We start from the raw sequence: 9,463 nt of genomic DNA, 5'->3' as shown, positions 1-9,463 counted from the left end.
TCGAATCCCCGTAGGGACGCCATATTCTTTCTATAAAGAATCATTTCTTTAAATTATTTATCTCACTTCAAATTTCATCCATGAGATAAATTTTTTATTTTCAAAATCAAGACTTCAACTTTACTTCATCAAAATGTTGAGTGGGTTGTACATTTGGATCATCTTTCTCAATAATTATTGCATCAGCAACTAACTTTGTTTTTGTTAAATCTGCCTCTATTGAAACTTGGTCTAACGAATTTTTTGAAACATTAAAATCAGCATGTATTTGAGCAAGCTCTGGTGTTCTTTTATAACGTACAACTCTAAAACCTGCTTCCCGAATTAAAGCATCTCGTTCTGCATCAATTTTTTCTTTCCCCTTATGGCTAGAATCATCTAACTCAACAATAGCAACTATATTAAATGCTTTATCCAACACAATAAAATCAGCAACTTTGCGATTAAACAAATTACGTGTCGTATACCCTTGTGCTGTCATAAAAGCACTAAAAGCAACTTGTGCCAAAATAATATGTTCAGGCAAAGCTTCTCTTAGCTTTATAAAAGTCGGTTGCTCATTCATAGTAATGATACGCTTTCCCTTAATTGGGCTGCGTTTTCCATTCCTGTCTTTGCTTTCCCCTTTCTTTAAAACACTTAAAATTGCCAATATAATTATGGTCAACAAAACCATGCCGATAAGCATAGACATTAGACTTCCCCTTAATAAAAATAAAAAACCAACTGATCTCTAAAAAATACAATTTAAAACAGTTAGCTATGAAATATTTACTTGATTTTTAAAGCTCTTTTTATACATACAGCGAGCTATTTTAGACTGAAATTTAAAATTATTTAAGGATATTTTTTAACTCTCTAAATTTATATTTCCAAATAAAATACATTTGTATTTAAATATCACTGATCCAGTATTTTCTTTACATAGATTTACATTATAATAATTCTTATTTTTATACTGATATTTATTATCAACAAGGTTTTAAATGGATCTTAAGCTTCGTCTCCTCTCCCTGAGCATTGCTCAACTCTGTTGTATCTCAACTGCTGTTGCAGACACTAACAACTCTTCAACTACTCTTGCAACTATCAAAATTAAAGCTCAACAAGCCGCTGACCAAACATACAAAGTAGATAATTCAAGTAGCGCAACACGTAGTGAAGTCGCATTAAAAGATACACCGCAATCTGTCAGTGTGGTGACCCAAAAAGTAATTGAAGATATTGGAGCTACACGTTTAATCGAAGCACTTGATTTAGCTGGCGGTGTTACTCGTGCTAATAACTTTGGCGGTCAAGGCTTAACAGGGTTTAACCTTCGTGGTTTCACCAGTGGCGAATTTTATCGTAATGGATTCCCGATTAACCGTGGTTATCCGAACGCTCCAGATAGCAACACGATTGAACGCGTAGACGTTTTACGTGGTCCTTCTTCTAGCTTGTATGGCCGTGGTGACCCAGGTGGTACTTTCAACTTAATTTCTAAAACACCAAAGTCTGAGCAACAAACCACTCTGGGCGCGCAGCTTAACAGTGAAGGTTTATATCGCACCACAGTAGATACGACAGGAACTGTACCTAATGCAGAGAACATTGGTTATCGTCTAAATGTGATTGCAGAAGGTGGCGATAGTTATCGCGACCACGTTGAATCTAAACGTTATGGAATTGCTCCAGTCATTCAATGGCAAGCTTCCGACGCGACTAAAGTTACCTTTGAAGCCGATATTTTAAGAAATCAGCATCCGCTTGATCGTGGTCATACACGTTATCCAACACAGAAATCTTTTAATAGCTCACCAGAAACCTATTTATGGGAAACAGGTAAATACAACAACCGGCTTTACAATCATAACAATATGACTCAATTACGAGTCGAGCACGACCTTGGAAATGAATGGAAGCTGAATGCTGGTGTGCAATATTTAAATGGCAAATTGTATGGCTATGCGGTAGAAGGAAGCGGTGTTAATAAAAATGATATAGAAAAAATTAACAGAAATTACAGCTATCGGGAATTAAAGTGGCAAGATACTGATGCGCAGATCAATCTAACAGGTAATTTCCAACTTTTAGGTTTAACACAGACCTTAGTGACTGGGCTTGAATATGAAAATTATGACTATAAGTCATACATTATTCGTTCAGACCCAGATTCAAACAACTATCTTATTAATATCTATGATCCAGTTCTAGGACAGCCTTTACCTGAACTTAATAGCGTAGCAACACATGACCGCGAAAATTTAAAAACAACTGCCCTTTTTGTACAAGATCAAATCGATTTAAACGAACGTTTAAGTGCACTATTGGGTTTACGTTTTGAGCACTACGAACATGATTACAAAAACCTATTACCGAATAAGACAAACTGGAATACTAGTCATGATGCATTTATTCCACGGTTAGGTTTAGTTTTTAAAGCCCGTGATGACCTCTCAATTTATAGCAATGCTGCAAAATCTTTTAAACCAAACACTGGTGCTAGCCGCAATGGAGAAGGTTTTGACCCAGAAGAAGGTATAGCTTACGAGTTAGGCTTTAAATGGCAAGCACTCAATAATATGTTATCAGTTGACTCTGCTATTTTTTATGCAAAAAAAGAAAATGTCTTAACGGATGATCCTTTATTTCAAAATTATAAAGTCGCAGCTGGCGAAGTTCGTAGCCATGGTATAGAGCTAAATATTGCAGGGCAAATCACCCCAGCTTGGAAAATTATTGGTGGATATGCCTATACAGATGCAGAAGTCAGCAAAGACAATACTTTGAAAAAAGGAACCGCTTTAGCAAATATTCCAAAGAATAGTTTTAACCTTTTAAATATCTATGAGTTTCAGGATGGTCCATTACAAGGCTTAGGTCTAGGAATTAATCAAAAATATATTGGTGAGCGTGCAGGACAAACAGCAAATAGTACTTACACCATGAAAGGTTATGCGGTTACAGATTTGGTTTCTTACTATCCAGCGACACCAAAACTTCGTCTTACCTTAGATCTGAAAAATATTTTTGACAAAGTTTATGATGAAAGTGCTTTCAATTTATATGCTTATCCGGGTGAATCACGTACGGTTCAATTAGGTATGAGCTATACGTTCTAAAAGAAATGCGCCATTTCAGTTATTGAAATGGCGCATTAGACTTATGCAGTTTCTTGATTTTATTAGACATAAAAAATACTTATTGCTGACAACGGTTAAAAATACAACCTCAACCTTAGAGCAAAAGATATTTTATAGATGCAATCTACAGATACGCTTATATTAGCTAAAGTTAATGATAAAGAAGCTATAAGGCATAGGCATAAAGGTTTTTTGAGTTATTAAAATACCTACTAAATCATCATGAATGCTCTTTTTAATAAGCAGTATTAGGGATGAATTACCAGTTATTAGAACTGAATTTTTAGTAAAGCATTGTCTGATATGGATATGCCCCATCAACTAATACCTTAAGTTTTAAATAGCTGTATCCTATTTAATATAAAATATCAACTTAAATCCCAACTATCAACTTGATTTAACAACAAAAACTATAAGACAGATTGCTTTAAATTGATCACTGATCTGTTTTATTTCATTGAGCTTTTCTTTAGCCCAATTATAGCTTTCCAAATAACATTGTGTTAAGTCATTATTATTACATTCAAAATACCAATTTAGATAAGCATACTCTCCACCCCATTGTTGATAGGCATACATCAACTCGTCATTCTTATCAACCAAAACATCTCCACCAAGAATAATAGCTTTTTCTATTTTAAGTAATTCTAAAGCACTTATTGCATCATCAAAGTACAATGCGAATTCATTGCTACCAGGGTTTATTAAAGATAAAGAAACTCCTTTATCTTTAATAAACCCACTATATGTAGAATTAATTTCCATTTTTATTTCCCCGGATTTTTAGTATTTAAAAAAATGATTAATGTTTTTTCAAAATCCTCCAATATCATAGTTTTTTCTTCATTTCTATCTGGGGAAACCAAGATATTTAATATTTCTTTATCATTTTGCAAATCAATTAAGTGAAAATCAATCCAACCTGAACTCCAGAAATCAATTCCTCCTAACAAATTATTTCCCTCAATTTCAACCCTTTCCAGATTACCAAAACCAATAACATCTCCTTCTATTGAGGTGGAAAAATTTATTTTGTAATAATCTCTAATATTAGGAAAAATATTATTTTTAAAATAGTTCATTGAAATATCCACAATCTATTTCCTTTCTAAAATAGTAGATAATTTTTTATTTCTGATTAATTAACTTTCCATTATCTATAATTTAAACATATACACCGTTATCTTGCCCAAATAGAAAACAGACCTGCCTTTAACAAAGCTCTAATTAAAGGCCAATGGTCTGCTTCTACATTTAACGCTTACTGGACGACTGCATGGTAATGAAATTATGCAGACTTACGCGAGTTCACTTGTCCTTGAATCACCGCTTTAATATTGCCTTTGGCATAATTTAAAAACACCACCAGTGGTGAAAGTTTTGGATTTGGTTTTTTACCCTTTCCAATGGTTTTAAATTGAGCGGCATACCAAATAATTTCCATAATTGCCATTTTATCGACAAAAGGTAAGCCCGTTTTAATCGGCTTTACGGCATAACGCACATCTTGCCCTGCAATTAAACGTTCTGTTAAATCGGTTTCCACGGCAAATGGGCGAGCAATACCAATAAAGTCACATGCGCCACTTGCGAGTGCAGCATTCATGCCCTCTACTGTACGAAAGCCGCCTGTCACCATGAGCTTACACTTAACATGCTGGCGGATTTTCTCAGCAAAATCTAAAAAGTATGCTTCACGCGCAATCGTGCTTGCTTTACGTTTATCCGCCTTAGCCCCAGCCATTGCTGGCGCCTCGTAAGTACCACCTGAAATTTCAATTAAATCTATACCAGCTTCATCTACTGCTTTAAAAACTGAAATCACATCTTCTTCGCTAATACCACCACGCTGAAAGTCGGCCGAGTTAAGCTTCACTGAAATGATAAAATTATCTGAAGTCGCCTCACGTACCGCTTTATAAACCTCTAATAAAAAACGGCTACGATTTTCAACTGAACCGCCCCATTGATCTGTACGCTTATTAGTTAATGGCGATAAAAACTGACTAATTAAATAACCATGTGCGCCGTGCAATTGCACGCCTTCAAAACCTGCTTTTTCACAGATCTGAGCTGCTTTCGCAAAACGATTAATAATATCTAGAATTTCATCATGAGTAAGTTCACGTGGTGTTCCAAACATGGTTGCTAAAGCTGGGCTAAAAGGGACTGCCGATGGCGCCACGGTTTCTTTATTTAAACCTTTTGGACACTGACGACCTGGGTGAGACAATTGAATTAACTGCACCATGCCATATTTTTTACCTAACGCAGCCCACTCTTTTAAGCGCTCTAAGTCACGTTCAGTTTCAATAACCACAACGCCCGGTTCATTCTTTGCTCCGGCATTTACCATGACATTGCCCGTAATGGCACAGCCAAGTTCACCTTTTGCCCAAGCACCATATAAGCCCAAATGTAAATCATTTGGTTGGCCTTCATAATTTGCAAGCGCCTCACTCATCGCACCTTTAATAATTCGGTTTTTAAAGGTGGTATTACGAATTGTGATGGGTTGAGCAATCTGGTTCATGGTTAACCTCTTTTTTTGAATTATAGAGCAATTACTCTAATTTAAATGAGTTATTGAGCGTGTCAAGACATAATCGATAACTGACAATAGCACATGTCAATTTTAAAGAATATAAAAATATGCAACTTTTTGCATAAGTTTAAATTATATTTATTCTATTAAAAAACAAATAATTAAAATAAAATCTTAAAGAGATGCTTTAATTAACTGTCTGGTATATTCAGTTTGAGGCTTAGAAAATAGGAGTTCAGTTTCCTGATATTCAACAACTTTAGCATGACGTAATACCATCACTTTATGGCACAGTGATTTCACTATATTCAGATCATGACTAATAAAAATATAACTTAACTGCTCAGTTTGCTGTAATTGTCGCAACAACTTAATTATGGCTTTTTGCGTGGTCCGATCTAAAGCCGATGTAGGTTCATCCAAAATTAAAAGTTTCGGCTGAACCACCAAAGCTCTAGCTAAGGCCACACGTTGACGTTGCCCGCCTGAAAGTTCATGAGGATAACGATGTTGAAAATCTTCAACCAATTCAACTTTTACCAAAGCAGATTCAACTTGCTGCTTTATCTCTTTATCATTCACAGCTTTTAACTTTAACCCTTCAGCAATAATCTGCCCTACTGTCATACGCGGGTTTAAACTGCCAAATGGGTCTTGGAATACAAGTTGAAAATCTGATCTCATCAACCGTAGCACTTTTGGCTGTAACTGATTCAAATCTTGCCCTAAAAAGACAATCTGTCCTTTACTCTTAATAAGCTGAACCAAAGCAAGCGCTAAAGATGACTTACCCGCACCACTTTCACCAACCACTCCAAGTGATTCACCTTGAGCAAGATCGAAACTCAAATCTTCTATTGCAGTGAAATATCCTTGAATGCGATTTAAAATTCCTTTTCTTATAGGAAATTGCACACTGAGCTGTCGAACTGATAAAATATTCTGTTGAACGGGTCTAGACTCTACACTTCCAAAATCGTGATCTAACAACTGTGCTGTATAAGTTGTTTTAGGGTTTGCAAAGATTTGGCTCAGTTCACCTTGCTCTACTACACGCCCACTTTGCAATACAATCAGTTTCTCAGCATAGCGATGTACTAAATTTAGGTCGTGGCTAATTAAAATAAGTGCCATTCCATATTTTGCTTGTAAAGATTTTAATAGCTCTAAAATCTGTATCTGTAAAACCACATCTAACGCAGTAGTAGGCTCATCAGCAATCAAAACTTTAGGCTGAAGCGCTAATGTCATCGCAATCATGACACGTTGTTTTTGTCCACCAGAGAGCTCATGGGGATAGCGTTTTAAAATTTGTTCTGGTTCAACAATTCCCACATCTTTTAGCAGCTCAACTATTCGCTGTCGAACCTCGTGTTTTGAAAAACCTGATAAAAGAAGGTTTTCTCCTACAATTTTCTCAACCCGATGTAGCGGATTTAACGCAGTAGCAGGCTCCTGAAAAATCATAGCGATTTGTCGACCACGTAAATATGATTGAGCTCTCTCATTTAATTCAAGCATGTTTTGTGAGCCAATCCAGACCTGCCCCGTTACTTCTAATTTTTCTTGCAGCAAGCCCATTATTGCTAAGCAGCTCATCGATTTACCTGAACCACTTTCACCCACAATAGCGAGTGTTTCATCTTCACTTAAGTAAAAATTTAAATCTTCCAATAAAATCTTTTGGTCTTTGGTCTGAACCGAAAGATGTTCTACCTTCAATAACGTTGAAGCAGTATTTAAACTATTTTCTTGGGTCAAACGCATCACGGGCCGCCTCCCCAATATAAATTAAAAGTGAAAGAACGATAGCCAGACTAAAAAAGCCCGAAATTGCCAGCCATGGCGCATCTAAATTATTTTTACCTTGTAGCAATAACTCGCCTAATGAAGCTGCATCGGGTGACAGCCCATACCCTAAAAAATCAAGAGCGGTTAAAGCACTAATATTAGTCGTTAAAATAAAAGGTAACTGAGACAAACTCGAACTGATCGCATTGGGCAAAATATGCCTAAAAATAATAGCGCGATCAGTCACTCCCAAAACTTGGGCTGCACGAACATAATCAAGCTGGCGAGCTTTTAAAAATTCTGCTCTAACAATTCCCACCAAAACGGTCCAGCCAAAAAACAACATAATGAAAAAGAGCCAATATACATTTGGAACAAACATACTGACTAAAATCATGACCATAAAAAGCATGGGTAAGCCATTCCAGACCTCAACCAAACGTTGTCCTAATAAATCTACCCAACCGCCATAGTAACCTTGAATGGCGCCTACGGTAATTCCAAATAAAGCGGAACAAAATGTTAAGGCTAAACCGAAAAGCAACGATACTCTTAATCCATAAAGAATACGGGCGAAGACATCCCTTCCTTGATCATCTGTTCCCAACCAATTTTGCTTGGAGGGTGGTGAAGGTACAGGAACGGCCAAGTCTAAATTGGGTGTTTGATATGAAAATTGAATGAGCGGCCAAACTGCCCATCCTTTAGCCTCAATAAGCGCTTGTACGGTGGGGTCTTTATAATCAGCTTCTGTTTCAAACACTCCACCAAACGCAGTTTCAGGATAAGTTTTTAACACGGGTAAATAGTAAGAATCTTCATACTTCACTAACAGCGGTTTATCGTTAGCAATCAACTCCGCAGCTAAGGACAAAATCAAAATCAGACTAAATAAAATGAAGCTGGCCCAGCCCAATTTATGCTGTCTAAAACGCTGTAATCGTGTACGCACAATCAGAGACATTACTTGCCTCCTTGTGCATCAAAGTGAATTCGTGGATCAATCCATTGGTACAGCACATCACAAATGAGACGTAAAATTAGGCTAAATAAAGTAAAGAAAAATAAAACCCCAAAAATAACAGGATAATCACGCTGAACAATTGCTTCAAAGCCCAGTAAACCCACCCCATCTAAATGAAAAATAATTTCTACAAACAGGTTACCCACAAAGAAAATACCCGCTAACACCTCTGGTAATCCTGCGAGCACAACTAAAATGGCATTACGAAAAACATGCTTATATAAGACTTGTTGGCTGTTCAAACCTTTTGCATAGGCTGCCAAAACGTAAGGTTTATTGAGTTCTTCTAAAAATGAGTATTTAGTTAAATAGGTTAAACTGGCAAAACCGCCTAATACCATGGTAATCAGTGGCAAAGTCATATGCCATACATAATCGGTAACTTTGCCCCAAAGACTAAGTTGATGAAAGTTATCTGATACTAAATTTTGTAATGGAAACCATTGAAAATAAGAGCCGCCTGCAAAAAAAACAACTAACAAAATGGCAAATACAAAACTCGGTACAGCATATCCCACCACAAGAACTAAAGAGGTGGACCGATCAAACCATGAGCCTTGCTGTCTTGCTTTCTTAATTCCCAGCGGAATAGAAATTAAATAAATTAGAAAAGTGCTCACCAGTCCAAGCGAAATAGAAACAGGTATTTTTTCCCACAACAATTGCACGACTGGTTTATCTTTAAAGAAACTTTGTCCAAAATCTAAAGTTAAATAGCCTTTTAACATTAGAAAAAATCGTTCAGGGGTAGAACGATCAAAGCCGTACTGAGCCTTAATTTGCTCAACCATTTCAGGGCTTAAACCTTGAGCACCTTGATAATAAGTTTCTGCACTCAATGCACGACCAATTCCCAAATCACTTTGTGCCTGATGTATTGCTTGCTCAACTGGCCCACCCGGTGCAATTTGCACAACCACAAAGTTAATCAATAAAATGACAAACAATGTGGGAATCATTAAAAGAAGTCGCTTGAGA

The 9,463-nt window shown here is 36.5% G+C and carries 8 protein-coding genes and 1 pseudogene; 2 read left to right on the top strand and 7 right to left on the bottom strand.

The window, feature by feature from the left end; all coding sequences use genetic code 11:
• Window positions 1-106 precede the first annotated feature (106 nt).
• Window positions 107-694 carry a DUF2726 domain-containing protein gene (locus tag UC75_RS11980; protein ID WP_049837721.1) on the bottom strand — a complete coding sequence of 196 codons (588 nt, stop codon included), beginning with the start codon at window positions 692-694 and terminating at the stop codon, window positions 107-109.
• Window positions 695-986: 292 nt separating this feature from the next.
• On the opposite strand from UC75_RS11980, the gene UC75_RS11975 reads away from it, so the two are divergent.
• Entirely contained in the window at window positions 987-3,104 is a 2,118-nt protein-coding gene (locus UC75_RS11975) for a TonB-dependent siderophore receptor (protein ID WP_049837720.1), read from the top strand.
• Between the two features lie 408 nt (window positions 3,105-3,512).
• On the opposite strand, the gene UC75_RS11970 is transcribed toward UC75_RS11975, so the two are convergent.
• Window positions 3,513-3,890, bottom strand: coding sequence for a hypothetical protein (locus UC75_RS11970; protein ID WP_049837719.1), 378 nt, complete (start codon window positions 3,888-3,890; stop codon window positions 3,513-3,515).
• A gap of 2 nt (window positions 3,891-3,892) precedes the next feature.
• The gene (locus tag UC75_RS11965; RefSeq protein WP_049837718.1) at window positions 3,893-4,219 is read right to left on the bottom strand and encodes a hypothetical protein; all 327 of its coding nucleotides are present in this window, start codon (window positions 4,217-4,219) and stop codon (window positions 3,893-3,895) included.
• A 69-nt stretch (window positions 4,220-4,288) separates the two neighbouring features.
• Here UC75_RS11965 and UC75_RS18895 point away from each other — a divergent pair.
• A pseudogene (locus tag UC75_RS18895) lies at window positions 4,289-4,408 on the top strand (glutathione S-transferase); the annotation flags it as partial.
• A 5-nt stretch (window positions 4,409-4,413) separates the two neighbouring features.
• On the opposite strand, the gene UC75_RS11960 reads toward UC75_RS18895, so the two are convergent.
• From UC75_RS11960 to UC75_RS11945, 4 genes are all read right to left on the bottom strand, one after another.
• Window positions 4,414-5,658, bottom strand: coding sequence for an NADH:flavin oxidoreductase/NADH oxidase family protein (locus UC75_RS11960; protein ID WP_049837717.1), 1,245 nt, complete (start codon window positions 5,656-5,658; stop codon window positions 4,414-4,416).
• 186 nt (window positions 5,659-5,844) lie between these two features.
• The gene (locus UC75_RS11955) at window positions 5,845-7,440 is read right to left on the bottom strand and encodes an ABC transporter ATP-binding protein (RefSeq protein WP_128825257.1); all 1,596 of its coding nucleotides are present in this window, start codon (window positions 7,438-7,440) and stop codon (window positions 5,845-5,847) included.
• On the bottom strand, window positions 7,415-8,425 hold the full coding sequence (locus UC75_RS11950; RefSeq protein WP_049837715.1) for an ABC transporter permease: 1,011 nt from the start codon (window positions 8,423-8,425) through the stop codon (window positions 7,415-7,417). Before UC75_RS11950 ends, UC75_RS11955 begins: the two co-directional genes overlap by 26 nt.
• The coding region (locus UC75_RS11945; protein ID WP_212771774.1) for a microcin C ABC transporter permease YejB at window positions 8,425-9,463 on the bottom strand (1,039 nt) is incomplete at its 5' end. The genes UC75_RS11945 and UC75_RS11950, both read right to left, overlap by 1 nt.

The organism is Acinetobacter sp. V2 (genome assembly GCF_001188385.1).
Classification (GTDB): domain Bacteria; phylum Pseudomonadota; class Gammaproteobacteria; order Pseudomonadales; family Moraxellaceae; genus Acinetobacter; species Acinetobacter oleivorans.
The sequence above is the reverse complement of the archived record's forward strand: the minus strand, read 5'-3'. Positions and strand labels throughout refer to the sequence as shown.

Bases quoted from the DNA above. Each gene is read 5' to 3' on its own strand.
- UC75_RS11980 (WP_049837721.1), bottom strand. From the start codon at position 694: ATGTCTATGCTTATCGGCATGGTTTTGTTGACCATAATTATATTGGCA.
- UC75_RS11975 (WP_049837720.1), top strand. From the start codon at position 987: ATGGATCTTAAGCTTCGTCTCCTCTCCCTGAGCATTGCTCAACTCTGT.
- UC75_RS11970 (WP_049837719.1), bottom strand. From the start codon at position 3,890: ATGGAAATTAATTCTACATATAGTGGGTTTATTAAAGATAAAGGAGTT.
- UC75_RS11960 (WP_049837717.1), bottom strand. From the start codon at position 5,658: ATGAACCAGATTGCTCAACCCATCACAATTCGTAATACCACCTTTAAA.
- UC75_RS11950 (WP_049837715.1), bottom strand. From the start codon at position 8,425: ATGTCTCTGATTGTGCGTACACGATTACAGCGTTTTAGACAGCATAAA.